Raw genomic sequence first — 25,219 nt, 5'->3', positions numbered from 1 at the left:
GAGTTATTGTACCCAAGAGAGCGTACCGAGCAGTAAACAGGTTGCACCCGGCTTTTATTTTTGACTAGCCCAATTGGCCCGGCTAAATTACGCCAGGTTCGCCAAACCCGCCCGGTTTTGTCGCTCAACGCCGAGTTTTTGCCGCGCAGTTTCCCCGCATTTACTGGCTAGCTGGCCCGCGCACCTAGTCAAACCGGATGGCGACCATCGGCTTGATGCGGGCAATCATGTAGGTCGGGATGAGCACCGATAGAATGGAGGCGGCCAGCGTAGCCACATTGAGCAGCACCATCACCAGGGGGTCCCAGGCCACGGGTACGCGGTCCATGTAGTAGTTCTCGGGGTCGAGCGGAATGATGCGGAAATAATACTGCAAGGCGCAGAATCCCAGCGCGATAAAGTTGCCAATCACTAATCCCTTAAGCGTGATGGAGATGCCCCGGAAAAAGAACATGCCCCGTATCTGATTGTCGGTAGCGCCCACCGCTTTGAGGATACCAATCATTTTGGTGCGCTCCAGAATCATGATAAAAATGGTGGCGACCATGTTGAAGGTGGCCACAAAAATTATTAGAATGAGGAAAATAATGACGTTGCGATTGAGCAGCTGAAGCCAGTCGAACAGCTGCGCGTACTGGTCGGTGATTTTTTCGATGCGCACCTCGTAGGGCAGCTGCTCGTAGAACTGGTCGAAGGTGCGGTCGAGGCGCGAAAAGTCGCGCAGGCGCACTTCGAGGCCGCCCACCAGCGAGTCGGGCCAGGCATTGAGTTCCTGAATCTGGCGTAAGTCGCCGAGCACGTATACCTCGTCAAACTCGTCGAGGCCGGTCTGGTAGATGCCCGACACCCGGAATTTGCGCACGCGCGGTGGCTGCTGAATAAAGTAGAACAAGGCTGGGCTGCCCACTTGCAGGCGCAGCTTATCGGCGATTTTTTGCGAAATCACGATGTCGTTGCTGGCGGCCGTGTCAGTAAAGCCGATAAACTTGCCGGCCACCATATTCTGACGCATCGAGTTCAGGTCGTGCTTTTCCGACACCCCTTTCAGCACCACGCCCAGCACCTCGTCGGTGGTTTTGATGATGGCCGTTTTGCGGGCGAAAGGCTGCACCGAGGCCACCTGCGGGTAGCGGGCCAGCTGGCGCCGCAGCTCGGGCTCGGAGATGGGCGCCACTTCGAGTGAGTTGTTGGTGTCGTAGCGCGAAAGCTGCAAGTGTGCGCCGAAGGAAAATATCTTATTCTGAATCTGCTCGCGAAAGCCGTGCAGAATCGAGAATGACACTATCATCACGGCGATGCCCAGCGCAATGCTGACCGTGGCAATGCGCGTCACGGAGTGGGTGAAGGAGCCGGAGTCGGCCCCGTCCATGCGGCGCGATATGTAGCGGGCGATATTCACAAGTGCCGTAAAGCTACGCCGCGCCGGGGGTTGGGGCCGGGGCAGCAGCGCGCTTCTTACGCAGCGGGCTACTTTTGGGCTATGATAAAGTGGATTTTTATGGCCGGCGGGCTATTGGGCAATTTAGCAGCAGGAATGGGGAATGCAGAATTTACTTCTAGCAATTCCTCATGCTTTATTCCTCCTTCTAAACTGCCCATAGTGGGTGCCGCCCAGCTGCCGCGCTACCTGCCCGCGCTGCAAGGCAAGCGCGTAGGCCTGGTCGTAAATCAGACTTCGCGGCTAGGCTCCACTTACTTGGTCGATACGCTGAAAGCGCTGCGCGTGAACCTGACGGCCATCTTCGCGCCCGAGCACGGCTTTCGGGGCGAGGCGGCCGATGGCGCCACCATTACCGACGGGCGCGACGCCCGCACCGGCGTACCCGTGCGCTCGGTGTATGGCAAAACCAAAAAGCCCACCCCCGAGATGCTAGCCGACGTCGATGTGCTGGTATTCGATATCCAGGACGTGGGCACGCGCTTTTACACCTTCATCAGCACGCTGCACTACATAATGGAGGCCGCCGCCGAGCAGGGTAAAACCGTTATCGTGCTCGACCGGCCCAACCCCAACGGCCTACTGGTCGATGGCCCGGTGCTCGAAGCCAAGCACCGCTCATTTGTGGGCCTCGACCCGCTGCCCATCTGCCATGGCCTCACGGTAGGCGAGCTAGCCAGGATGATTAATGGCGAAAAGTGGCTGGCCGGTGGCCAGCCCTGCCGCCTGCAGGTAATCCCCATCGCGGGCGGCTACACCCACGCCACGCCCTACGCGCTACCCGTGCGCCCCTCCCCCAACCTGCCCACGGCGCGGGCGGTGGCGCTTTACCCGAGCGTGTGCCTTTTCGAGGGCACCACCGTGAGCGTGGGGCGCGGCACCGACCGGCCGTTTGAGGTGATAGGCAGCCCTAGCCAGCCGGCTACGCGGCCTTTCCAATTCACGCCCCGGCCTAATGCGGGCTCGCCCACGCCGCCACTCAATGGCCAGCGCTGCTACGGCTTCGACCTGCACCAGCCCGCCGCCGGCGAGGCCAGCCAGTTCTTCACGGTAAAGTATCTGCTTGATTTTTACCACCAAAGCACGAATAAGGAGCATTTCTTTACAAAGTACTTCGAGCAGCTGGCCGGCACCGATTCGCTGCGGGCGCAGGTGGTAGCCGGGCGCTCGGAGGCCAGTATCCGGGCCAGCTGGGAGCCGGGGCTGAGCAAGTTCAAGCAGCTGCGTAAGAAGTACCTGCTGTATCCCGAGCGGTAATCTTCCTTTGTCATGCGGAGCTTGCGCAGTCCCTTTTCGCCATTGCGCCGTTTGGCTTACCACCATTCCGCTTCGTTCTGCGGCGACCCGATGCATCGCAGGCTCCGCATGACAGCCGGTTATATAAGTCCCTTACTTTATGCTTTCTCCTCTTCGCATCGTGTTTATGGGCACCCCCGATTTTGCGGTGCCTACCCTCGAAACCCTGCTGGCCTTGCCCGAAGCCCAGGTCGTAGCCGTTATCACCGGCCCCGACCGGCCTGCTGGCCGGGGCCGGCAGCTGCAGGCTTCGGCCGTGAAGCAGGCGGCCCTGGCCCACGGCCTGCCGGTGCTGCAACCACCTAATTTAAAAGACCCGGCTTTTCAGGCAGAATTAAAAAGCTACGCCGCTGATTTGCAAGTAGTAGTAGCCTTCCGGATGCTGCCCGAGGCGGTGTGGCATATGCCCCGGCTGGGCTCGGTCAATATCCATGCTTCGCTGCTGCCGCAGTACCGGGGCGCGGCGCCCATCAACTGGGCCCTGATGCACGGCGACCAGGAAACGGGCGTCAGCAGCTTTTTTCTGCGCCACGAGATTGATACCGGCGACCTCATCTTGCAGGATAAAATTGCCATTGCCCCCAGCGACGACTTTGGCTCCTTGTATGATAAGCTGAAGGTGGCCGGCGCGGCGCTGGCCCGGCGCACGGTGGCGGCCATTGCGGCCGGGGCGGCCCCCAGCACCCCGCAGCCTACCACCCCCGACCTGCGCCCCGCCCCCAAGCTCACCAAGGAAACCGGCCGGCTCGACTTCACGCGCCCCGCCGAGGAGCTGGTAAATCAGGTGCGCGGCCTAGCCCCCGCGCCCGCCGCCTATACCACCCTGCCCGACGGCCGGGCCCTGAAAGTATTTCGGGCGCGGGCCGAAGCCGCCGAGCCCCCTGCCCCGGCGGGTACCTGGGCCACCGATGGCCGCCACCACCTGCGCGTGGCCACGCCCACCGGCTGGCTAGCCCTGCTCGAAGTGCAGCTTGAAGGCAAAAAGCGGATGAGTGTAGAAGAGTTTTTGCGCGGCACTAAGCTGGAACTAGGGAGCGGAAAGGAGGTATAAACACCCCAATTCTACATTCCTACCTATCAATTTTCCTTATGGTTTCCATTATTGTAGCTGCGGCCGAAAACAACGTTATTGGCCGCCAGGGTCAACTGCCCTGGCACTTGCCCGCCGATTTACAGCACTTCAAAAAACTGACGCTCGGCCACCCCATCGTGATGGGCCGGCGCACGTTTGAGAGCATTGGCCGGGTGCTGCCGGGCCGGGCCAACGTCGTAGTAACGGGCCAAGCGGCCTGGCGCGCGCCGGCCGGGGTGCTGCTGGCCTACTCGCTGCCCGAGGCGCTGGCGCTGGCCGCCCGGCAGCCGGGTGGTGAAGAAGTCTGCATCATTGGCGGCGGCGAAATATACCGCGAGGCGCTGCCCGCCGCCGATGTAGTGTACCTTACCGAAGTGCACACTACCGTGCCCGATGGCGACACGTTTTTTCCGCCCCTCTCGCCCACCGAGTGGCGCGAGGAAACCCGTGAGCGCCACGCGCCCGACGCCAAAAACGACCTCGCCTACAGCTTCGTGACACTACGCCGCCGCTAGGGTTAGGGCCCACAAAAAAGGTCGCCCGGCTCAGCCGGGCGACCTTTTTGCTTTTCTGAATGAACAAGGGCTAGCGCAGCAGCACGAGCTTGCCCCAGTCGTTTTTGAAAGCCTGGTCGCCAGCGGTGGTGAATTTCTTGAACTCGCCGGTAGGGTCGTCGATGGCCACGCGGTAGAGGTACGTACCGTTGGCAAGGCGGTCGCCGTACTGGTCGGTGCCATCCCAGGCATAGTCGGTGATGTTGTTGCCGATGTGCAGCGGGCCGAGCTCACTCATGAAAATCTCGCGCACCACGCGGCCCGTCAGGGTCATAATCTGGATTTTCATGTTGCGGGGCAGCTCCGCGCCCGTCACTGTAAACACGAACTTAGCTTTGCTCGTGACGGGATTTGGATACGGGTACACGTTGGAGATTTGCGAGGCATTTACCACCGTGAACTTCACCTGGTAATTGACGGTGCCCGCGCTGGCGCCAGCAGGGTCGCGGCCCTGCACGCTCAGCGTATACACCCCATCGGCCAGCGGCGCGCTCAGGCCAGGCTGATAGTCGAGCTTAGCCAGGCTGCCCGACGTGTTGTCGACGCTGAAGTGCACCTCCGGGCCATTCACGTTCACCGGTACCGTCGCGCCGCCCTGCTTTTGCAGAAACACCGTGAAGTACGACGCATCGGTGATAAGGCGCAGCTTATCCTCATCCTTGAGCTGAATCGTGACCACGGGGCGCGGCGCCACCAGCTCGCCATCCAGAATGTGGCGGCCATCGACGGCCACGTCGAGGGTGGGCGGCACGTTGTTGTCGCGCACCGTGAAGGTGGCCGTTTTCAGCTCGTTATTGTAGTAGTAGAGTTCGGGCTGCAGCTGCGGATTGACGAACACGCGCACGTAAAATCTGCCAAATAAGCCGCGCATATCAATGCTCACGTTCACGGTGAGGGCGCTGTCGCCGGGCAGCAGGTCGCGGGTGGCGGTGAGCAGCGGCAGGGTTTTCACCGGCAGGTTGGTGGCGGCGTTGATGAGCTGCACCTGCGTCTGGAGGCGGCTGGCGAAGGCTTCCTGTGAGATATTGTCGAACTTAACCGGGAACTTGATGAAGCCGGTGCCGGTGGTAGCCTGCGCCTTGAGGCTCACCGAGTCGTAGACGGCCGCCGCTACCAAGTCGCGGCGCACCACGCCCTCGGGCTTGCCCTTGTAGGTAAGAAGCCACTGCTTGAGCTGCGGCGGCACCCGGTTCACGGAGTCGCGCAGGGCCAGCTGAAGCTGCATGTAGGGGTAGGTAGTGGCCGAGTAGCCGGTCAGGTCCACATTCTTAGTCTTGATGTCGGGTTGCAGCACCGTGGCTTTGTTGGTGGCATCGATGCCCACCAGCGCGAGCGTGTAGCTGGCCGTCGGCGTTTCGGGCTTGATAACGTCGAAGAGCGCCTGCCACTTCACGGCCGGGCCGATGAGCGTGCTGGTAATGCTGCCCGCCTGGCTAGGCGCGCTGAGCGAGGTAGTCAAGGTGATGCCTTGCAGGTAGCTAGCCGTGCTCGACGTGGCATTGGGACCAGCCTCGGCCAGCAGCACGCTGCCGCTAGCCTTCTTCTGGCTTACCAGCGCCCAGGGGTCGCCGTTTTTGAGGGTCGTCACCACTTTGCTGCCGAGCAGGCTAGCCACTTGGCGCAGCGTGGCGGCCATGTTGGGGTCGGCGTAGCGCAGGCGGTTTTCGCTCACCAGGGCTACGTAGGCGCCGTCGGGCACCTTGCCCAGAAAGTCGAGCAGCTGCGCCCGGCGGGCGGCGCTATTGTTGAGGTTGTCGAGGGTATCGGCGCCACTGGTAGGGTCGGCCCCGAAAGAGTAGAACGGCAGGCTAGCCGGCCCGCACTGCGAGTACGAGCCCGCCACGGGAATTTGCTTGAGCGTGCGCGGGTCGAACACGGCGAGCAGCAGGTTGGGCGATTTTGCGCCGCAATTGCTCACGTCGGCCACGCTGCTACCAACATTGATGCCGTAGCCACTCACCAGGAAGGTATAGGCGCCGCCGGGCCCGCCGCCACCGCCCGTGCGCAGCGTCAGGGGCTGCTGCTGCGCTGCAAAGCTCCAGTGGTTGCTGGGGGTTGCCACAGCCACGCCTTGCAGCTGGTCGCGGTTGAACTGCCCGTTGTGGCTCTGCGACCAGCCGCCACTCAAGGCATTGGCAATGACGCGGAATGAGCTTACCTGCCAGCTGGCATCTTCGGGCGGCACGGGGGTAGTAAAGCGCACGCGCCAGTACCACACCGTGGAGTCGGCCTTGGCCGCGAGCGCCTTGGGGGGCGTCCAGGTAGCTACTACGCCGGCCGAGATAGTGGCCACTTGCAGGGCGGGGCTCGTGAAGCTAGCCACGGAGTCGACCTGAAAATCGTAGCTGCGCACCGGGCCATTGGGGTCGTTGCTCTGGGCCACCAGGCGGGGCTTATTGCTCGCGATGATGGCAAACTCGGTGGGTGTCAGCAGCGTGAGGCCGCGCTTCAGGAAGGAATATGTGAGCGTGGCCGTGTTATTGGTTTCGTCGAGCTCGGCCACCTTATTGCGGTAGTCAAGCTCCACGGTAAACTTGTTATCACCCGAAAAATCACTCGTGGGATTATTCAGCGTAATCGTATAGGTTGTATCGCGCCGGAACGCCTGCGGGAAGGGCCTGAGGCCGTTGTGGTTGTTAAATACGTAGACCTCGGGGGCTAGCCCGGTGGCGGTTGGGTACGTGCGCGTTACCCGAATCTCAATCGAGTCGCGGGTGATGCGCGCGGGGTTGCTTACCCCGATATTGAGCGTAAACTTGCTCGAAGCGCCCGTCACGGCCACGTCGGGGGCAATGGGGCTGAGCGAGAGCGCGGCGCTGCTCGCCACGAAGTCGGGCTTGGCCGGGGCATACAGGCGCAGGGCGGGGTCGCCCTGCCAGATGGTGCACAGCAGCTGCTCGGTGGCGCGAAGGTTGCCTGCTAGCGGCAAAAACGCCGCCGTAGGCTGCAAGCGCCGGATTACCTCGCGGCGCACTTCGGCAACGGGTCGCCCAAACCAAACGGGGTCATTGAAGAGCAGCTGGTAGCTCAGGTCCTGGGCCGGGTCGAGCAGGTCGGCATACGAGGCGCCGCTTTCCGCCATAATGCCAATCGAGCCCTTGCTGGGGGCCAGCAGCCAGTCGGTGGCGAAGGTGCGGGCATTGAAAAACGCCGCGCCGGCTGAGCAGCCGTTGTACATCATGACCGGGTACTTTTTGGCATTGGTGTAGCCTTGAGTCGGGTCGTTGATGTCGCCGATGTTCAGGTCAAATGTCGTGGTCGAGCCGTGGCCGAAGTACGTAATCAGGCCCAGGCCCGCATTAACTTCGCTGGAGATATTCTTCTCGCCCGCAAACGGATTATTGGGGTCGTATACCCGCTGGTAGGTCGTGACGCTAGCCCCCAGTAGCGGGTGCTCGGCGCGGCGCTTATACTTATTGAGGTAGCTGCCGAAAAGTGCGATTTCTGCTGGGTCGTGGCCGCCGCCCAGGTGCACAAAGTTCTTGTGCCAGGGGTCGGGGTTGAGCTGATTCGGGTTAATCTGGGCTTCGTATTCCTTCAGCTTGGTCAGGTAGTCGAGGGCTTCCTGGGCGGTAGTAGCCACGACGCGGCCAGTGGGCAGCGCCGGCACGTTGTTGTCGTGGGGCCAGTCGCTCGACAGGAAAATATCGGACGATGAGCGGGTTGAGATGGGTACCAGGTCCAGCCCATTTTCGCCCCGCACCCGCGCCGACTGCGAGGCGTCGAACCCGCCACCCAGGCCAAATGTGTAGTCGGGGCTAACGGTAGTCGTCACGGCTGAGCCCGGCGAAATGCCTTTGCCCAGCAGCAGCAGGTACTTGGTCTGGTTGGCTGGCGCCTTGGCCGCCAGCCACAGCGCAAAGTGCCGCAGGGCAATCACCGAGCGCTCGCCGTAGTGAAACTGGTCGTAGAGCTGCGGGGCGGTCACCATCAGCGTATCGTAGGCCCCGCCGGCGGCCGAGGCGCGGTAGCTGGCGTAGGCGAGCGCCACGTTGGGTACGCCCCCGGCCGCCTGCATCAGCTTGGGGTGGGTGATGATGACGAAGGTGGGCTTGACCGGGTCAATGGCGCGAAAGTTGACCCGGCGAGCGGGTGGCGGCACCAGCGTGCGGGCTTCGTCGGCCAGCAGCAGGCGGCGCGTTTGCTGGCTGGTAGCGCTCGGAAACACGTAGCGGCGACCAGTGCTGCCCAGGGTAGCGGCGGCAGTAGGCGCAACGCGCTGCACATTCCAGGGGTCGTGGATGTCAAAGCCACTCACGGTGGGCGGAATATTATCGACTTCGTAGGTGGCCGGCCCGCTCAGCAGCGAATCATTCTGAAAAAACAGTTGCTGCCGGTCGTTAAACCACACGTTTTGCTGCGGCGCCGTCACGCGCCACCACGACAGCCGGTACACATCGACATACCGCTGCGGCGCTTGCGGCGCAATAGCAAAGCTCACCAGCACCGAGCCATTGCTGCCAATGTCGCTGGCTTGCAGCGGGTAGCGGCCGTAGCTATGCTCGTAGCCATAGTAGCTAAGTATACCAAGCGTGCGGGGCGTGGCCCCGCTTGTGGGCGGAACTACCTGCACCGCCGTTTTATGATTGGTATCACGGAACCCGCCCTGTACTACTACGTCTAATGTAGGGCTAGGGACGCCCGGCACCGTAGCCACGGCCCGCAGCGCCGAATCGAGGGGTAGCGCCTGGGATTGGCTAAAATAAAAGCCTTGAAAAAAGCCCTCCCCAGCCTCTATCCACGGCAGAAAAGTATACGTCTGCTCGGTCGGGCCTTCGGCGTAGTTGCTTACTTTTTGGGTCAACAGCGACTGAATGCGCCAGCCGTGGGGCGTGCCGCCGGCAGCCACGGGCTGCGCCATGCGCTTGCCCGGCCGGGTGCCCCAGGTCACGAAATAGGCCGCCGTATCGGTATAAAAGCTATAGAATGGGTTGGCCTGGTCTTTTATATTTTTATAAAACTCCTTGTCGAGCCCGGCATCGTTGCGCTGGCCGTAGAATTCGACAAAACTGGTATTGTCGAGCGTGGTCGAATTACCACCTTGATACACAGCCACTTCTTTGCCGCGCCGCCACACCTGCAGCTGCGTGGGCGCCACCGCGCCCGCGCCCAGCCTGGTCAGGTAGGCGTAGTCGAGGCGGTAGAGGCCGTCGCGCCACACTTTTACTTTATAGTAGGGCTGGCCCTGCACTATCCACTCGTTGCCGTAGGCGCCCGATTGGGCCTGCGCGGTGGTGAAAGCACCCAGCAGCAGGGCTAGCCAGGCCAGGCCCACGGCCCGGCCCAACACCCGTGCCCAAATAGTGGGGTATGATTTATCCATAATGTAGCAATTAGCTGTCTGTCAAGGTCAATAGATAACGCTAGTTGGTATTTAGCACACTGCCCGCGCGGCTGCCCAGGCCGTAGCCGAGGCTCACGATGAGCGAATTGGTTTGGGAAGTCGCGCCTAGCTTCTCTACCGCCAGGCGCGAGAGCGCCAAATCCACGCGCAGCCCGCTGAAGGCCACGCCCGCGCCCAGGCTGTACTGGCCTTTCCATTCAAGGTCATAAGCAAATGTGCTAATTCTCTGATAATTACCCGCTCCTCCACGAAGAAACACCATGTTGCGATAGCCTATTTCAACACCTACACGTGGGTCTACACTTACAGACTTTGCCGAAATGAGTGTATTGCGTTGTCCATCGGTAGTAGCCTCTGCATCTACTGCCACGAGTGCTGTGAATTGTGCTGGAAGCTTGACCTGATACCCCGCACCCAGAATGAAATGAGGTAGCGTAACCTCCGTTGTATTAGAAGGTACTCTCTCGCCGGGAAAGGTTGTATTGGCAAACTTGTCGGCCTCAATGCTCCAAGCATTGAAAGTAGTAGTTATATCGCGAGCAGATAACCCTAACCGCAGGCCACCCCGATTATATTGCACGCCTACATCGACTCCGAAGCCGTATGCATTCGCATAAGAGCCAACATTGCGATAAATTAACTTACCTGTAGCACCTACACTCAATCCTTCAGGCCCTAGCTTGCGGGCATAAGATAATAGCAAGGCGTAGTCAGCTACTGAAAAATAACTAATTTTGCCGTAGTCGATGTAGCCGTACTCATTGATGAGTGAGCGCGTGTCGGCAATATTGTCCACGCCTAGCCGCAGCACCGTCACGCCGATGGCGCTCTTGTCATCGAGCGGCATGGCAAAAGCGGCGTAGTCGTTTTTCACTACCCCCGAAAACAGCTCGGAGTGCATTAGCACACCGTCGTACTTGGCGGTGATGCTGGTAAGGGCCGCCGGGTTCCAGTAGCCGGCGGTGGCATCGTTGGCCAGGCTCACCTGGGTCTTGCCCATGCCCAGCGAGCGGGCGCCGGCGCCCAGGTTCAAAAACTCGTTGCTGTACTTAGGCGTGTAAGTTTGGGCGTGGGCGGCGGGCGTGGCTAGCCCCAGCGCGGCGCCTACGCCCAGCAGCAGCACCCAGCAACGGTAGCTAGCGGAGAGTTGTAGCATAGAGAATGGATAGCCTGAAGAATAATCGGAGCAGCAACGCAAGTTACTGCCAGATAGTGCGTACTGGCTTTCCTTACCTCAGCGCCTGTGCTGTATTTGGCTGATTATGGTGCAGTTGGCGCGATATTTTTGGATGCTGGCCGAAGTGGAATAGGAAAAAATAAATACGTGACCGCTTGAGGAGCGAAAAAAATTTGCGAAAGACAACAAAAATTTTTACACCAAGTATTATGCAATACAAAGTACCAGCTGTACATTTGTACCGTTCCTCACCTACTACTAGCCCATACCGCCCATGAAACTAGAGAACACCCAGGTGCAGATGCGCAAAGGCATCCTCGAATTCTGCATCCTGGAGATAATCGGCCGCGGGGAAGCCTACGCCAGTGACATGCTGGAGGAACTCACCGCGGCCCGCATGATAGTGGTGGAGGGCACCCTCTACCCGCTGCTCACGCGCCTCAAAAATGCCGCCCTGCTCGACTACGTCTGGAAGGAATCGACCTCCGGGCCACCCCGCAAATACTACACGCTCACCGAGGCCGGCCGCCAGTTTTTAGAGGAGCTGCGCCAGACCTGGGAAGAAATGGCCCTCTCGGTGGGCATCATTCGCCAGCCTCGCCGACCCTAGCCGGCCCTGCTTTTACCCGCTAAACCTTCTTTCTCCGACTTCAACCTGCCGCGCTTCGCGCCTGCGGCCTTTCTCATGAAAAAGAACATCAGCATCAATCTGCAGGGCATCATCTTCCACCTCGAAGATGATGGCTATGAAGTGCTTAGCCGCTACCTCCAAGAGGTGAAGGCGCACTTCGCCAGCTACCAGGGCCACGAAGAAATCGTGGCCGACATCGAGGGCCGCATCGCCGAGCTGTTTTCGGCGCGTCTTTCGCCAGTCAAGCAGGTTATCACTCTCCAAGACGTGGAGGAGATGACTGCCAAGATGGGCCGCGTGAGCGACTTCCAGACCTCGCCCGACGAGGACGAAGACACCTACGCCGAGCCGGCGGCTACGGCGGCTGGCGCCGGCCGCGCTTTCACCGGTGGCCCTACCCCGGCCGATACGGAGCCCCGCCGCCTCTACCGCGACCTGGCCCACCGCAAGATTGCGGGCGTGTGCGCCGGGCTGGCCCAGTACTTCCGGGTGAACCCGCTGCTGGTGCGCCTCATTTTTCTGGCCTTGGTGCTGCTGCCTAACGTGTTTGGGGTGTACGACCACATTCCCGGCACCGGCATGTTTCGCCACCGTTTCGACTTTGGCGGCCTGGCCCTCATCGCCTACGTGGTGCTGTGGATAGCCCTACCTAAGCGCGATGATGCCCCCGAACCTATTGATACGCTGGACTTTGGTGGTAAGCTCACCGGCCGTAAGCTCTTTCGCGACGTCGACAATGGCAAGGTCGGCGGGGTATCGGCGGGGCTAGCCGCTTATTTCCAGACCGACGTGGTGCTGGTACGGGTACTTTTCCTGATTGGCTTATTTTTGGGCGGCTCATCGTTTATTATCTACCTGATACTGTGGGCCGTAGTGCCCGAAGCCCGCACCGTATCGGAGAAAATGCAGATGCGCGGCGATGCCGTAACGCTCTCGGGCATTGATAACAACCTGCGCAGCAATGCTTTTGAGGGAGAAATACCGCCGGCCCCCAACCGCCCGCTGGGCACTTACCTCGAAACGGCGGCTAGGGGTGCCCGGCCGGCCGTAAATTTTCTGGGCACGCTCATTCGCTGGGTGGTGGGGTTACTGCTGATTTTTTGGGGTGGCAGCTGGCTATTTAGCGTGCTGACGGTGCTGGGCGCAGCCCTGAGCATTATTCCCTTCACGGCTGTGGAGCACACCAGCAACGGCTTTATGTTTGATGACAGCTTTGGGGCGCTGGTGCGCAACCTGCCGCCCTGGGGCGCGATAGCTGGGGCGCTGCTATTGGGCATTCCGGGCCTGGGCCTCCTGCTGCTGGGGCTGCGCTTACTACTGCGCCGCCCTGTGTTGGGCCGCTCGGCGAGTGGGGTACTACTGGGCCTATGGCTGCTGGGCGTGGTGGGCTCGACGGCCGCTGGCTTGCAGGTGGCCCGCGATTTTCAGGCCAAAGACACTTATACTACTACCGTGCGCCTGCAACCCATCGCGGGCCCCGGCATCGTGCTTGATTCGCGCAATGTGGAAGACCATTTTCAACGGGTGAACCTGGCCCTGGCCCCGGCCGACAGCGGCGCGGCACCCTTTGTAGAAGAAGAATTCCGGGCCCGGGGCCGCACCGAAGAGGCGGCCCGCCTCACGGCCCAGCAAACGATTAACTACAACATCGTTCAGCGCGACTCGACCATCATCTTCGACCAGGGCATTACGCTGAAAAGCAGCGCTGCCTACCGCGAGCAAAAGCTGAACCTGACCCTGCACCTGCCGCTCAATAAAATCTACCGTCTCACGCCGCTCTTTATCGAACGGCTCGATGATGAAGACTTTACCAACGGCCACCGCCCTAGCGGCGACCGCGCCTACCGCGCCCGCTTCACCCGCGAGGGCAAATTTACTTGCCTCGACTGCCCGCCTTCGGCTGATAATGATGACACTAGCGACGGCGACGCGGTGGTGAACCTGGACGTGAACGGCAATAAAACGCAGGTGCGCGTCAATACTGACGGCGACGAGCCCCGCGTGAATATCCGCTCCGAGGCCGACCGCTTTAACACGGACCCTGGCTACTACGGCACCGGCCGCAAGGCCACGAGCAGCAGCGACGAGTTTAGCGAAGTGGAGGTGCACGGCCCCTTTCGGGTAGTGCTGAGCCAGGGCGACAGCTATAAGGCCGAGGCCGCCGGCCGCCCCGCCGACCTGGCCGACGTGCGCCTCGACATTCGGGGCAACCGCCTGGTGGTGCGCAACCGCGCTGGGGGGCTGTTTTCGGGCTTCGACATGAGCCGCCACCCGATTCTGGTGCAAATCACGTTGCCCCGCCTGCGCCACCTGGAGCTGAGCGGTGCCTGCCAGGCCGAGGCCAGCGGCTTCCGCGACGAAGACCTGCGCCTCGAAGCCTCCAGCGCCTCGTCGGCCCGCCTCGACGTGCACGTGCCTAAACTGGAGTTGCAGCTCAGCAGCGCCAGCCAGGTAAACCTCACCGGCGCGGCCAACGAGCTGACCGTGGACGGCTCCAGCGCCAGCCAGCTCGAAGCGCTGAGCCTGAGCGCCACTCGCGCCAACATCGACCTCAGCAGCGGCTCGCAGGCCAAGGTGCGCGCCACCGACGAGCTGAAAGTAGACCTCAGCAGCGGCAGCGTGGTGCGCTACGCCGGCCACCCGCGCACCATCGCCAAAGACCTCAGCAGCGGCAGTTCGCTGGAAGAAGTGAGCGAGTAAAACTGGCCAATGGCCTAGCTAGCCACCAATCTGCTTGGCTTTGTAGCCTTCCTTGAGCAATACTTCGAGCACCTTGGCCCGGAAGTCTCCCTGCACCACAATTTCGCCATCCTTGGCACTGCCGCCCACGCCGCACTTGGTTTTGAGCAGCTTGCCGAGGGTTTGCAAGTCTTCCTCTTTCCCCGCGAAGCCCGTAATGAGCGTCACCTGCTTGCCGCCGCGCTGCTTTTTGTCGAGCTGCACGCGCAAGTGCTGCTGCTGAGGCGGCAGGGTCGCAGCCTCGGCTGGCTCGTCAGATTGATAAGAGAAGTCGGGATTGGTTGAGTAAATCACTCCCTGGCGGCGCGACTGGTCTTTTTTCATACCTACAAAGGTCGGGATGCTGGACTTTTCAACCACGCTCCCAACGCAAAAAGGACGCTAGCCAGTGGCTAGCGTCCTTTTTGTATCACAAACCACCCGGTGCTAAACGGCAGCTTTCTCCTGAGCCAGCGCGGCCGCAATACCGTCCCAAAGCGCCACGCGGGCGGCCATGCCCTGCTGTGCCACCTCGGTGGCTTCGCGCCAGCGGGCCGGGTCGGTGCCGCAAAGGTCGCGCACCATCTGGTGGGCTAGCGGCGCGTGGTGGTCCTCATCAAGCTCGATATGGCGGTTGAGGTAGTACGTAAACGTATCGAGCTGGCCCGGAAAGCGCTGGCCCAGGTCGGCAATCAGGCTGCGAAACATATCGGGTATCACATCCTCGCGCCCGAAGGTGAAGGCCGCCGCCACCGCGTGCGGTTGCCCGCTGGCAATGACGCTAAACGTGTGCTTCACAAACTCTTGCACGCTGGCCGGAGCCTGCGCGGCGGCGAGGGCCGCCGGCACGCTGTCGCCTTGGGCCAGGGCGGCCAGCAGGCGCTCGGCGGGCGCGGTATCGGCGCCGGCTTCGCGCATGGCGCGCAGGTACAGTTCAAAGTGGCTGGTGGGCTGGCCTTCGGGGTCGAGGTCGGTTTCTTCTTCCAGCACAATGTCGTTGATGAGGCGGCGGGTAGCGGGGCTGCCCTTTGGCACCCACGGCAACTCAACGCAGGTCAGCTCGCGCTGCAAGGCTTTGAGCAGCGACATAAAATCCCACACCGCGTACACGTGGTGCGCCATAAATACGCGCAGGTCGGCCAGCGTTTCGATACGGCGGTATACCGCGTGGTCGACCATGCGCTGGCGCGCCGGCCGGAACTGCGCCTGCAATTCCTGAACAAAATCCTGAGACATTTTCCTTGAATTATAAACGGATAAGTGGCTGTTGACTTTAACAAACCAGGGACATTTTAGCTTTTCCAGCAGCAGAAAAAAATGCCGACAGCGACTGGCCCTCCGTAATCGGGCTAGCCGCCAGATTGCCTACACGGCTACCTCCAGGGCTAGCGGCAGCACGCCCACCTCAAACTCCGTGGCGTGGCCCAGGTAGTCGCCGTCGGCGTGGTAGCCCAGGGGCGCGGCGGCCCGCACCAGAGCGTGCTGCGTGTGGCGGTAGGCGGCGCCCCCCGTGCGCGGCAGGGTGCCCAGGGCCATGCCCAGCACTACCCGCACGGCCCGCCAGGGCGGCAGCGCATCAATGAGGCACATATCAAGCAGGCCGTCCTGCAAGTTGGCTTGCGGAGCAATAAAGGCATTGTTGCCGTACTGCGAAGCATTGGCAAAGGCCAGCACGTAGCAGTCGGTGGCTAGGGTCTGGCCGTTGGTATCGACCTCCACCGGCACTGGCCGAAAGTGGCCGTACTCGCGCAGCGTCACCCGCAAATACGTGCTCACCCCGCGGGTGCCCGCCTGCGCAAAATGCTGGCTCACGTGCGCATCAAAGCCCAGCCCGGCCGTGCAGAAAAACGGCCGGCCATTAATGGTGCCCACATCCATGCGGCTGAAAGTAGGCTGGCGCAGCCGCCGCAGCGCGGCCGGCAGGCCCAGCGGCACCCGCAGGTGGCGGGCCAGCCCATTGCCCGAGCCGCGCGGCACGATACCCAGCGCCGCGCCGGGCTGGCCCAGCAGCCCCTGCCCCACCTCATTCACGGTGCCATCGCCGCCCACGGCTACTACTACCCGGCAGCCGGCCTGCGCGGCCTCGCGGGCCAGCTCGGTGGCGTGGCCGGGGCCTTCGGTGGGCCGCAGCAGGTACTCAACTCCCGCTGCGCCGCCGAAATGCCGCTGCAGCAGCGTCGGAAAATCGGCCCGGCGGCCAGTGCCCGCCATCGGATTGAAAATAAAGCAAGTACGCGGCATACAAACGCCGCCCCAACGGCGGCAACTTTCAAGAAAAACAAAAAGGCCTGCCTAGCAGGCAGGCCTTTTGTCAGTAGTTGCGCAGCAAAAAGCTACTGGCTAGCCTACCATTTTCTCACCCAGCTTCTGGATAAGGTCGGCGGTGCGGGTCGAGTAGCCGGTTTCGTTGTCGTACCAGCCCACTACCTTAGCCAGGGTGCCATTGGTCGAGGTCAGCTCCGAGTCGAAGATGCACGAGTGCTTGTTGCCCACGATGTCGATGCTCACCAGCGGGTCGGTGCTGTATTCGAGGATGCCTTTCAGCGGGCCTTCAGCCGCCGCCTTGAGGGCGTCGTTGATTTGCTGCTTGGTAGCTTCTTTTTTCAGAATCACGGTCAGGTCGGTCGTTGAGCCGTCCGGAATAGGCACGCGCATGGCGATACCATCGAGCTTGCCCTTAAGCTGGGGCAGCACCAGGCCCACGGCCTTGGCTGCGCCGGTCGAAGTCGGGATGATGCTGTAGGCCGCGGCGCGGGCGCGGCGCAGGTCCTTGTGGGGCGCATCTTGCAGGTTTTGGTCTGAGGTGTAGGCGTGCACCGTGGTGATGTAGCCTTTCTCAATACCGAAGGCATCATCCAATACCTTAGCCATCGGGGCCAGGCAGTTGGTGGTGCAGCTGGCGTTCGAGATGATGGTCTCGTCACCTTTCAGCGTGTCCTCGTTCACGCCGAGCACTACCGTGGGGATATTGCCGGTAGCCGGAGCCGAAATCACGACCTTCTTGGCACCCGCTGTAATGTGCTGGCCAGCACCGGCTTCGTCTACGAAGCGGCCCGTGCTTTCGAGCACAATATCCACGCCCATATCCTTCCAGGGCAGCAGCTTGGGGTCACGCTCGGCGAGGGCGGCGATGTGCTGGCCGTTTACGGTCAGGCTAGTATCGTCGTAGCTCACCGTGCCGTCGAAGCGGCCGTGCACCGAGTCGTACTTCAGCAAATGGGCGAGGGTTTTGTTGTCAGTCAGGTCGTTGATGGCCACAATCTCCACATTGTCGCGGCCGAGCAGCGACTTGAAGGTGAGGCGGCCAATGCGGCCAAAGCCGTTGATGGCGACTTTAATTTTTGCCATGATGTTGGAAAAAATGGAAGTAGGACGGGCCACTGCCGCGGCCCTAGTGATAACGCGCTGCGAAGGTACGGGTTGAGGCGGCATTGCCACCCTCCGCTTGGTCGTAGCACCCAGTTTCAGCTAAACCAGGCTTTTCCCGTCGCAGTTTTCAGCTAGCTGCACAAATTTTCAAAAATTTTCCACTTGAAAATCAATTCCTTTTTCTAACGGTTGGCATTTTTTACAGCCTAGCATTTGGTTCCAAAGCCAATCGCCGTACCTTTGTATCATCAAAACGAACAACGGTCCGTTCGTCTAGGGGTTAGGACAGTAGATTTTCATTCTACCAACAGGGGTTCGATTCCCCTACGGACTACAATTATCATTAAATAGTGATAAACAAAAAACACCTCTCAGATGCTCTGAGAGGTGTTTTTTGTTTTAAGAGTCCCATTTAGCACCTACTCTGTACCGTCCGAGTAGGGCAGTCTGTACTGCGTTTCTGTACCGCTAGCGGTTTCGTGACGTATCGTCATTCATTATCGGGCGGGAAGTTGATAGGGGTTAGAGCCGCCCCTACGCCTGGTCGTAGGCCCGAGCTACATCGACAGCGTCCTCAAACTGCCCTAAGCCCTTGTTTTGCCGTCAAGCCGAATCTGAGCAGCCCAGCGCCGTTCCCGCTTCTTCCAGCTTACGCCGATGTACTGGCTGCTGGTATTCCCCGCTTTGTTCTTTGCGAGGTTCTGGCAATTCTGCCTAGCGGTTACCCAGCGCAGATTGGTGTAGTGATAGGTGGCCGGGCTGGTGTCGATGTGGTCAACTTTGATTAGGGTTATCCTGCTCACACAGCCAGCGACTACCGGGCCACCCGTTGGGTTGCGCCCCTACCCTACTCTCCCCTACCCCCGCGCACTACCCGATAGAGGGCCTCGCGGTAAGTGTCACTCACCGGAATCAGCTTGTCCTGCACGTAGAGCGTGCTGCCATCGAGCAGGCGCACATGTTCTAGGTTGACGATGAACGACTTGTGCACCCGCAGAAATGGGGGCTGTGGTAGCGTTTCCACCAATTCCTTGAGGGTGTGGTAGGTGGCCACGCGCTGGGTAGGCAAGTGCAGCAGCACGTAGTTGTTGAGGCCCTCCACGTAGAGCACGTCGGCGTGGGCAATGCGTAGGTACTTGTTTTTCGTCTCACCCTTCACGAAGAAATAGTCGGGAGCCACTACGGGAGGTGGGCCGGCGGCCGGTGGAGGCGATGAGGTTTCCACGGGGGCGGCTGCGGCAGCCGGGGCTAGCAGCGCCAGCGCCTTGTGGGCGGCTTTCAGGAAACGCTCGAAGGCAATGGGCTTGAGCAGGTAGTCTACTACGTCGTTCTCGTAGCCGTCGAGCGCGTACTCGGGGTAGGCCGTGGTGAGCACTACGCGCACCTTGTGACCAGCCAGCTTGAGGAATTGCAGCCCCGTGAGGCGGGGCATCTGGATGTCGAGAAATACGAGGTCGGTCCGGCCCTGTTGCACCCAGGTCAGGCCCTCGATGGGGTCGGTAGTAGTGCCGGCCAGCGTCAGAAAGGGCGTTTGGCTGATGTAGTCGGCCAGAATAGCCAGCGCGGGCGGTTCGTCGTCAATTACCAGGCAGCGTATCATGGCTGGCAAAGCTAGGGGTAGCGGGGGCTCGCTTAGGCCGACACCACGGCCAGCGCAGGTAGCAGCGTCTCCATTGGGGCGGTAGCGGCCAGTACGGTGGCTCTGGCTGGCACGTCTAAGCGCAGGTGGGCCCGGAACTGCTGCCCCTCCGGCCCAACTTGCCAGGCATACATGTCGGGGTACAGCAGTTCCAGCCGCCGGTGCAGGTTGGCTAGCCCAATACCGCTGCCGTGGTCAGGTTGGTAGTTATGGCGCTGGTTTTCGACCGTGAACTCTATCGCCCCAGGAGTCAGCACCAGATGCAGGCGCACGGGGGTAGCAGGGTCGTCGAGCACGCCGTGCTTGAAGGCATTCTCGACGAAGGGGATGAGCAGCAGCGGGGCCACGCGGTGGCCGGCGGGGTCGCCCGTCACGGTCAGCGCGGCGTGCAGGCGGCCGGGGTAGCGCAGGCGGTAGAGGTCCAAGAAATTAGCGAGGTACTCTATTTCCTCGCGCAGGTCTACCAGGCCATCGGGCGTGTCGCGCAGCATGTAGCGCATCAGTTCCGAGAGCTTGAGCAGCCCCCCGGCCAGGGCCTTGTCTACGCCGTAGGCCAGCCCGTAGAGCATGTTCAGGGTATTGTAGAGGAAGTGCGGATTAAGCTGCGTTTTGAGGAAGGCCAGCTCGGCGGTGCGGCGGGCGGCGACCAGCTGCTGGTTTTCGCGCTCGCGGTGCAGTACTTGCTCAGCCGCCCACAGGGCAGCCGCTAACACCGAGTTGGGGATAGCGTAGTAGAAGCCGTCGAAGAGGTACATGCTGAGCGAGGTACCAGGCCAGTAGTTCTGGAAGCCCAGCAACCACGGGTATAGCCCTTCTTCGAGGGCCGCCCGCACGCCGGCGAATACGGGGCCGACGGCCCCCAGCCCGAGCACCAGCAGCGGCAGCCGCCCCACGCGCAGCAGGCGCGGAAACACCAGCAGGTAGCAGAAGTAGAACGTCGTGATACGGGCCACGAGAAACGAGGCATCGAGCCACACGTTCTGGGCCAGACTAATGCGAGGGTTGTGGCCGGCGGTTTCGGGCCTAATCAGCCCCCCCAGCACGACGTAGCCAAAGTAGGCCGTCCAGGCCAGTACGTGCCAGCGGAAAAACTTCTTCAGGTAGAGCATAGCGGCCAAGAATAAAGACGGGGCAAAGCTACCCGGCGGCCCCGCGCCCAACCCACTTTATTATGCCACCCCCCCGGCTGGGCGGGTCAGTGGGCCAGCCGCGCCGGTAACCTGGTCGGTGGCCGGGCCAACCGGCTTTTCCTCCCCGATACCCCACTCACCCGGCGTTCGGCGGCAGTGAAATAATGTTTTTCGGGCGAGCAAGACGACCGGGCACCTTTGGGCACCACTTCCCCAACGCCCCGCTGCCATGCGTGCCCATTCTTTTTTCTGCATTGCCCTGCTGCCCTCGCTGCTCGCCTTGGCCGCTACCGCCCACGCCCAAGCCCCGGTGGCTGGCACCGTGCAGGACGGGGCGGGCCACGGCCTGCCCTTCGCCACCGCCGTGCTGCTGCACCTGCCCGACTCGACCGTAGCGGCTTCGCAGACCACTACCGCGCAGGGCGCGTTTCGCTTCGAGCGGGTAGCGGCCGGCCGCTACTGCCTGCAGGCGTTGGCCCTGGGCTACGCGGCCGGCCGGGTGCCGGTGCTGGTGGGTAGCGCGCCGGTGCAGGTGCCGGCGCTCCACCTACAAGCTACTGCCACGGCCCTAAAGGAGGTGGTGGTGCAGGGCCGCCCGCCGCTGCTGGAGCAGCACGCCGACCGCACCGTGGTGAATATAGACCGCCTGAACACGGCCGGCGACAACGCCCTGGAAGCGCTCAAAAAAATACCCGGCATTACCCTCGACCAAGAGGAGCACCTGCACTACCGGGGCAGCGGCAGCGTGCTGGTGCTCCTCGATGGCAAGCCGTCGTACCTCACGGGCGAGGCCCTGAGCCAGTACCTCAAGAGTATTCCCGCCGCCCAGCTCAGCCAGGTAGAGCTGCTGCCCAACCCGCCCGCCTCGCTCGACGCGGCGGGCACGGCCGGGGTCATCAACATCCGAACCAAGCGCAGCATTTTGCCGGGCCTGACGGGCACGCTCACTGGCACGGCGGCCAAAACCCGCTACACGCGTGGCAGCACTAGCGCCAATCTAGCCTACAACGTGGGCCGGGTCCGCACGTTCGGTCGGGTTGGCATAGGCTATTCCGATTTCTATAATCAGCTTACTGTCAAACGCCTGATTCGCGACACCACGTTTACCCAGCAAAATTACTGGCGCCCGCTCACCGGCTACCTGAGCTATGCCGCCGGGGCCGACGTGGCCCTGACCAAGCACCACACCTTGGGTGGGCAGGTGCGCGGCAGCTACTCCGCGCAGGACGCCCAGGTGAGCAGCGAGTCGGTTGTCACCGCCGCCGACGGGCGCCTCGCCGGCTACCTGGCCATGCGCAACCCCCGCGCCAATACCTCGCGCGACCTGGCGCTAAACCTGAATTACCGCTGGGCCCTCGACACGCTGGGGCGCGAGCTGACGGCCGATGCCGACCTGGTGCAGGGAGCGACGGCCGGCCACCAGGACTTTTTGCCCCTCAACTCACCCCCAACCGGGGCAGTTGGGGCCCTTGTCGGCCAACAGCGCAGCCGGCAGGGCAGCGACGTGACCATTCGCGCGCTTAAAGTTGACTACGTGCATCCGCTGCCCGGCCACTGGCGGGCCGAGGCCGGGGCCAAGGCCAGCTGGGTCACCACCAATAGCCGCCTTGCCTTCGAGAAGCTAGGGGCTACTTCCAATGAGTGGCAGCTGGATTCCAACCGTACCAATACTTTTCAGTACGACGAGCGCATCGCGGCCGGCTATTTCACTCTGAGCACCACGCTGAAAAAGCTGGAATTGAAAGCCGGCTTGCGCGGCGAGCACACCCACTCGGTAGGCGAGTCGCCCACGACCGGCCAGCGCGTGGCGCGCGACTACTTCCAGCTGTTTCCGACGCTCTTTGCCAGCTACCAGTTCAGCCCGCACGACCAACTGAGTTTGTCGGCCGGGCGGCGCATCAGCCGGCCTTCCTACCAGAACCTCAACCCGTTTATTAATTATACCGATGCCTATACTGCCATGCAGGGCAATCCCTACCTGGCCCCTTCGCTAGCCCGCTCGTTCGTGCTCAACTACCTGCACCGGGGCTTTCAAGTGCTGAGCCTGAGCTACCTGCTCGAAACGAACGTAGTGAACGAAGTGGCCTACCAGAACGACCAAACCAAGGTGACTACCACCCGCCCCATGAACCTGGACCAGGCGCTCACGCTTACCCTCAGTTCGGGTGGGCACACCGACCTGACCAAGTGGTGGGGCATGGACAACCAGGTGGGTGCCACCTACGGCGAAGTGCAGACGCTGGTAGACGGCCAGGCCGTGCAACTGCGCCAGCTGGGCGCGATGGCCACTTCCAATCACACCTTCAACCTGCCCCGGCACTACCAGCTGCTGGTAGGCGGCGAGTACAATGGCCCCAGCGTCAACGGCCTGTTTGCCCTGCGGGCTAGCGGGGCGTTCAATTTGGGGCTGCGCAAGCAGCTGTGGCAGGAGAAAGCCACGCTCAGCCTGAAGCTTAGCGACCTGTTTTACACGGACGGCTGGTTTAGCTCGCTGCACTACCAGAATATTAATACGGACTGGGTAAACCGCTACGACAGTCGCCGGCTCACGGTGAGCTTCACCTACAAGCTGGGCGGTGGCAAAACGCACAGCGCCCGCACCAGCAGCAGCGCCGATGAGGAAGGCCGCGCCGGGCACTAGACTTCCAGGCTTATTGCGCGTCCTTCAGCACCGCTACGGCCTCGTTCAGGGTCAGGTCTTTCGGCAGGCCCCGGGTGAAGCGCATGGCCCGACTAACCTGGGCTGAGTCGCCTTGCAGGGCCTGCCGGTCGGCAGTCAGCGCAGCAAGGGCCAGGGGCTTAGCCGTGGCTTGCAGCGCTTCGTACTTCTCGGCCTCCGCCTGGAGCAGGTGACGCCGGGCCTGGAACTTGGCGAGTTGCAGCGGCACCACCGTTTCGGCCTGGCGCTTGCGCAGGCTTTGCACGATGGCCGTCAGTTGCCGGAAGCTGGGGTTGGCGGCCACGCGGGCCTTGCTTTTGGCTTCGAGTTTGGCGTAGTCGGGCTGCGCATCCCAGGGGTGGTAGCTAGCCGACTTAATCTCGTCCCACTTCAGGGCGTAGTCAGCCTGCTGCTCGCCCTCGTCGAGGTCCGAAGCCACATCGGGCAGCACGATGTCGGAGGCCACGCCCTTGAACTGCGTGGAGCTGCCCGTGATGCGGTAGAACTTCTGCATCGTGAACTTGAGCGAGCCCAGCGGCTTGAACGTGTTGAGCCCGGCGGGCACCATCTCGTCGAGGTCCACGATGCGTTGCACCGTGCCCTTGCCGTAGGTAGTAGGCGTGCCGATGATGAGGCCACGCTTGTAGTCCTGGATGGCAGCGGCCAGGATTTCGGAGGCCGAGGCGCTGTGCTTGTTCACCAGCACCACCAGCGGGCCGTCGTACTGCACGCGCGGGTCGCGGTCGTTGAGCACGCTCGTGGTGCCGCGACTGTCGTGCACCTGCACCACCGGGCCGCTGGAAATAAAGAGCCCGGCCATATCCACCGCGTCGCGCAGCGAGCCACCGCCGTTTTCGCGCAGGTCGAAGACGATGCCTTTCACGCCCTCGGCCGTAAGCTTGGCCAACTCCTTCTTTACGTCCTCAGCCGACGAGCGCCCCCCTCGTCCTTAAAGTCGGCATAGAAAACAGGCAGGCGTAAGTACCCGATTTTGAGGCCGCTCGGGTCGTTAATAACGGCGGACTGGGCGTAGGTGGCTTCGTTCAGCACCACGTCGCGCACGATGGGAATGACTTTGGTGGAGCCGTCGGCCCTTTTCACAGTCAGGCGTACCTCCGTGCCTTTTTTGCCCCGAATGAGGGTCACAGCCTTATTGGCATGCCAACCCTCGATGCTTACGGGCTCGGCCGCGCCCTGGGCCACGCGCAGAATGGCATCGCCTTTCTTCAACTCGCCCTGCCGGTAGGAGGCTGAGCCGGGCACAATGTCTTCGATGTAAATAAGCCCATCGCGCTCGTGCAGCTGGGCGCCGATGCCATCCATACGCCCGGTGAGCTGAAAATCAAAGTCTTCTTTGCGCTGGGGCGCCAGGTAGTCGGTGTGCGGGTCGTAGGTATTGGCAATCACGTTGGCGTAGCGAGCCAGCAGCTCGTCGGCGTCGGGCTGGTTGGCAAACTGCTCCTTGTAATAGGTGCGCACGCGCTGGCGGGCCTCCACTTCGAACTGGGCCACGGTACGCTCGGCGGGGGCGGCGGGCAGCGGCTCGTGGCGCAGGCTAGCCAGGCGCACCCGGTCCCGACGCTTGTCCTGCTCGTCGAGCAGTTCAGCCACGCGGGCCAGCGTCTCGTACTTGAGCTGCTTGCGCCACTGCTCGCGGCGGTCGGCCACCGAAGCGGGGAAGGCGGTCTTCTCGTAGTCAGTCTGGATGGTTTCGTCAGCGTCGAAGGTGAAGGGCTGGGCGAGCAGCTCGGTCACCAGGGCCTGCACCTGCTGAGTGCGCTCAGTCATGAGCGTAGTGCCCAGGTCCAGAAATTCGCGGGTACCTCGTTTAGTCTCGTCGTCGATGTCAAACTGGTATTTTGCCAGCTGCGCCACGTCGGCTTGCAGCAAAAACTTGCGGCGGTAATCCAGGCGCTTGAGAGCCAGCTCATACACGCGCCAGCTGAAGTTATCATCGAGGCGCTGGGGTTGATAGTGCGCCTGCGAAAGCCCCTGCGCAATAGAGCCTACTAGTATCTGCTCCTTACTCGGCGGGTTCTGAGGACCCTGGCGCTCGTAGAAGCGGTACGAGGCCAAGCCAAAGAGCGCCAGCGTGAGGCCAGCGTAAGAACCAAGTTTGAGCGGAGTAGCAGCCATGAAGCAAACGGGCGAAAAGTTCTTCTAAATGTAACACCCGGCACTGTTCTGGCGTG

Annotated in this window: 17 protein-coding genes and 1 tRNA gene; 7 read left to right on the top strand and 11 right to left on the bottom strand. The window is 61.8% G+C overall.

Features of this window, described 5'->3' with window-relative positions; all coding sequences use genetic code 11:
• Positions 1–184 precede the first annotated feature (184 nt).
• Entirely contained in the window at positions 185–1,399 is a 1,215-nt protein-coding gene (locus GKZ68_RS03975; protein ID WP_254244151.1) for an FtsX-like permease family protein, read from the bottom strand.
• A gap of 201 nt (positions 1,400–1,600) precedes the next feature.
• Here GKZ68_RS03975 and GKZ68_RS03970 point away from each other — a divergent pair, with 201 nt between their 5' ends.
• The 3 genes from GKZ68_RS03970 to GKZ68_RS03960 all read left to right on the top strand — a co-directional run bounded on the left by GKZ68_RS03970 (position 1,601) and on the right by GKZ68_RS03960 (position 4,321).
• A complete protein-coding gene (locus GKZ68_RS03970) occupies positions 1,601–2,695 on the top strand; it encodes an exo-beta-N-acetylmuramidase NamZ domain-containing protein (RefSeq protein WP_254244150.1) in 1,095 nt (364 codons plus the stop codon).
• A 139-nt stretch (positions 2,696–2,834) separates the two neighbouring features.
• The gene (fmt, locus tag GKZ68_RS03965; RefSeq protein ID WP_173110923.1) at positions 2,835–3,785 is read left to right on the top strand and encodes a methionyl-tRNA formyltransferase; all 951 of its coding nucleotides are present in this window, start codon (positions 2,835–2,837) and stop codon (positions 3,783–3,785) included.
• Positions 3,786–3,823: 38 nt separating this feature from the next.
• On the top strand, positions 3,824–4,321 hold the full coding sequence (locus GKZ68_RS03960; protein ID WP_173110921.1) for a dihydrofolate reductase: 498 nt from the start codon (positions 3,824–3,826) through the stop codon (positions 4,319–4,321).
• 70 nt (positions 4,322–4,391) lie between these two features.
• Here GKZ68_RS03960 and GKZ68_RS03955 read toward each other — a convergent pair whose 3' ends face one another.
• On the bottom strand, positions 4,392–9,683 hold the full coding sequence (locus GKZ68_RS03955; protein WP_173110919.1) for a C25 family cysteine peptidase: 5,292 nt from the start codon (positions 9,681–9,683) through the stop codon (positions 4,392–4,394).
• A 40-nt stretch (positions 9,684–9,723) separates the two neighbouring features.
• Complete coding sequence (locus tag GKZ68_RS03950; RefSeq protein ID WP_173110917.1) at positions 9,724–10,860, bottom strand: PorV/PorQ family protein; 1,137 nt, start codon at positions 10,858–10,860, stop codon at positions 9,724–9,726.
• 295 nt (positions 10,861–11,155) lie between these two features.
• On the opposite strand from GKZ68_RS03950, the gene GKZ68_RS03945 reads away from it, so the two are divergent.
• Both GKZ68_RS03945 and GKZ68_RS03940 read left to right on the top strand, forming a co-directional pair.
• Positions 11,156–11,491, top strand: coding sequence for a PadR family transcriptional regulator (locus GKZ68_RS03945; protein ID WP_173110915.1), 336 nt, complete (start codon positions 11,156–11,158; stop codon positions 11,489–11,491).
• A 75-nt stretch (positions 11,492–11,566) separates the two neighbouring features.
• Positions 11,567–14,212 carry a PspC domain-containing protein gene (locus GKZ68_RS03940; RefSeq protein ID WP_173110913.1) on the top strand — a complete coding sequence of 882 codons (2,646 nt, stop codon included), beginning with the start codon at positions 11,567–11,569 and terminating at the stop codon, positions 14,210–14,212.
• An 18-nt stretch (positions 14,213–14,230) separates the two neighbouring features.
• Here GKZ68_RS03940 and GKZ68_RS03935 read toward each other — a convergent pair whose 3' ends face one another.
• The 4 genes from GKZ68_RS03935 to gap form a co-directional block, all read right to left on the bottom strand.
• Positions 14,231–14,575 (bottom strand): translation initiation factor, encoded by a 345-nt coding sequence (locus tag GKZ68_RS03935; protein WP_173110911.1) that lies wholly within the window; start codon positions 14,573–14,575, stop codon positions 14,231–14,233.
• A 102-nt stretch (positions 14,576–14,677) separates the two neighbouring features.
• Complete coding sequence (locus GKZ68_RS03930) at positions 14,678–15,466, bottom strand: DUF3050 domain-containing protein (RefSeq protein WP_173110909.1); 789 nt, start codon at positions 15,464–15,466, stop codon at positions 14,678–14,680.
• A gap of 129 nt (positions 15,467–15,595) precedes the next feature.
• Positions 15,596–16,471 (bottom strand): diacylglycerol kinase family protein, encoded by an 876-nt coding sequence (locus GKZ68_RS03925; RefSeq protein WP_302052007.1) that lies wholly within the window; start codon positions 16,469–16,471, stop codon positions 15,596–15,598.
• A gap of 99 nt (positions 16,472–16,570) precedes the next feature.
• On the bottom strand, positions 16,571–17,578 hold the full coding sequence (gene gap, locus GKZ68_RS03920; RefSeq protein WP_173110905.1) for a type I glyceraldehyde-3-phosphate dehydrogenase: 1,008 nt from the start codon (positions 17,576–17,578) through the stop codon (positions 16,571–16,573).
• 283 nt (positions 17,579–17,861) lie between these two features.
• Here gap and GKZ68_RS03915 point away from each other — a divergent pair.
• Positions 17,862–17,933, top strand: a tRNA-Glu gene (locus GKZ68_RS03915).
• A gap of 513 nt (positions 17,934–18,446) precedes the next feature.
• Here the strand turns inward: GKZ68_RS03915 and GKZ68_RS03910 are convergent.
• Together GKZ68_RS03910 and GKZ68_RS03905 are read right to left on the bottom strand one after the other, a co-directional pair.
• Positions 18,447–19,199 (bottom strand): LytTR family DNA-binding domain-containing protein, encoded by a 753-nt coding sequence (locus tag GKZ68_RS03910; RefSeq protein ID WP_173110904.1) that lies wholly within the window; start codon positions 19,197–19,199, stop codon positions 18,447–18,449.
• A 32-nt stretch (positions 19,200–19,231) separates the two neighbouring features.
• On the bottom strand, positions 19,232–20,347 hold the full coding sequence (locus GKZ68_RS03905) for a sensor histidine kinase (protein WP_173110902.1): 1,116 nt from the start codon (positions 20,345–20,347) through the stop codon (positions 19,232–19,234).
• Between the two features lie 250 nt (positions 20,348–20,597).
• On the opposite strand from GKZ68_RS03905, the gene GKZ68_RS03900 reads away from it, so the two are divergent.
• A complete protein-coding gene (locus tag GKZ68_RS03900; RefSeq protein WP_173110900.1) occupies positions 20,598–23,009 on the top strand; it encodes an outer membrane beta-barrel protein in 2,412 nt (803 codons plus the stop codon).
• Between the two features lie 10 nt (positions 23,010–23,019).
• Here GKZ68_RS03900 and GKZ68_RS03895 read toward each other — a convergent pair whose 3' ends face one another.
• Both GKZ68_RS03895 and GKZ68_RS03890 read right to left on the bottom strand, forming a co-directional pair.
• Positions 23,020–23,910 carry a carboxy terminal-processing peptidase gene (locus tag GKZ68_RS03895; protein WP_254244149.1) on the bottom strand — a complete coding sequence of 297 codons (891 nt, stop codon included), beginning with the start codon at positions 23,908–23,910 and terminating at the stop codon, positions 23,020–23,022.
• Between the two features lie 32 nt (positions 23,911–23,942).
• Complete coding sequence (locus GKZ68_RS03890) at positions 23,943–25,163, bottom strand: PDZ domain-containing protein (protein WP_173110896.1); 1,221 nt, start codon at positions 25,161–25,163, stop codon at positions 23,943–23,945.
• Positions 25,164–25,219: the final 56 nt, after the last annotated feature.

This window comes from Hymenobacter sp. BRD128, from assembly GCF_013256625.1.
Taxonomy (GTDB): Bacteria; Bacteroidota; Bacteroidia; order Cytophagales; family Hymenobacteraceae; genus Hymenobacter.
Note: the sequence above shows the minus strand (reverse complement) of the source record. Positions and strands in the feature narration are given on the sequence as shown.

What these genes read in the sequence shown, in the direction of transcription:
- fmt (WP_173110923.1), top strand. Translation starts at nt 2,835, where the DNA reads ATGCTTTCTCCTCTTCGCATCGTGTTTATGGGCACCCCCGATTTTGCG.
- GKZ68_RS03960 (WP_173110921.1), top strand. Translation starts at nt 3,824, where the DNA reads ATGGTTTCCATTATTGTAGCTGCGGCCGAAAACAACGTTATTGGCCGC.
- GKZ68_RS03955 (WP_173110919.1), bottom strand. Translation starts at nt 9,683, where the DNA reads ATGGATAAATCATACCCCACTATTTGGGCACGGGTGTTGGGCCGGGCC.
- GKZ68_RS03950 (WP_173110917.1), bottom strand. Translation starts at nt 10,860, where the DNA reads ATGCTACAACTCTCCGCTAGCTACCGTTGCTGGGTGCTGCTGCTGGGC.
- GKZ68_RS03945 (WP_173110915.1), top strand. Translation starts at nt 11,156, where the DNA reads ATGAAACTAGAGAACACCCAGGTGCAGATGCGCAAAGGCATCCTCGAA.
- GKZ68_RS03940 (WP_173110913.1), top strand. Translation starts at nt 11,567, where the DNA reads ATGAAAAAGAACATCAGCATCAATCTGCAGGGCATCATCTTCCACCTC.
- GKZ68_RS03935 (WP_173110911.1), bottom strand. Translation starts at nt 14,575, where the DNA reads ATGAAAAAAGACCAGTCGCGCCGCCAGGGAGTGATTTACTCAACCAAT.
- GKZ68_RS03930 (WP_173110909.1), bottom strand. Translation starts at nt 15,466, where the DNA reads ATGTCTCAGGATTTTGTTCAGGAATTGCAGGCGCAGTTCCGGCCGGCG.
- GKZ68_RS03925 (WP_302052007.1), bottom strand. Translation starts at nt 16,471, where the DNA reads ATGCCGCGTACTTGCTTTATTTTCAATCCGATGGCGGGCACTGGCCGC.
- gap (WP_173110905.1), bottom strand. Translation starts at nt 17,578, where the DNA reads ATGGCAAAAATTAAAGTCGCCATCAACGGCTTTGGCCGCATTGGCCGC.
- GKZ68_RS03910 (WP_173110904.1), bottom strand. Translation starts at nt 19,199, where the DNA reads ATGATACGCTGCCTGGTAATTGACGACGAACCGCCCGCGCTGGCTATT.
- GKZ68_RS03905 (WP_173110902.1), bottom strand. Translation starts at nt 20,347, where the DNA reads ATGCTCTACCTGAAGAAGTTTTTCCGCTGGCACGTACTGGCCTGGACG.
- GKZ68_RS03900 (WP_173110900.1), top strand. Translation starts at nt 20,598, where the DNA reads ATGCGTGCCCATTCTTTTTTCTGCATTGCCCTGCTGCCCTCGCTGCTC.
- GKZ68_RS03890 (WP_173110896.1), bottom strand. Translation starts at nt 25,163, where the DNA reads ATGGCTGCTACTCCGCTCAAACTTGGTTCTTACGCTGGCCTCACGCTG.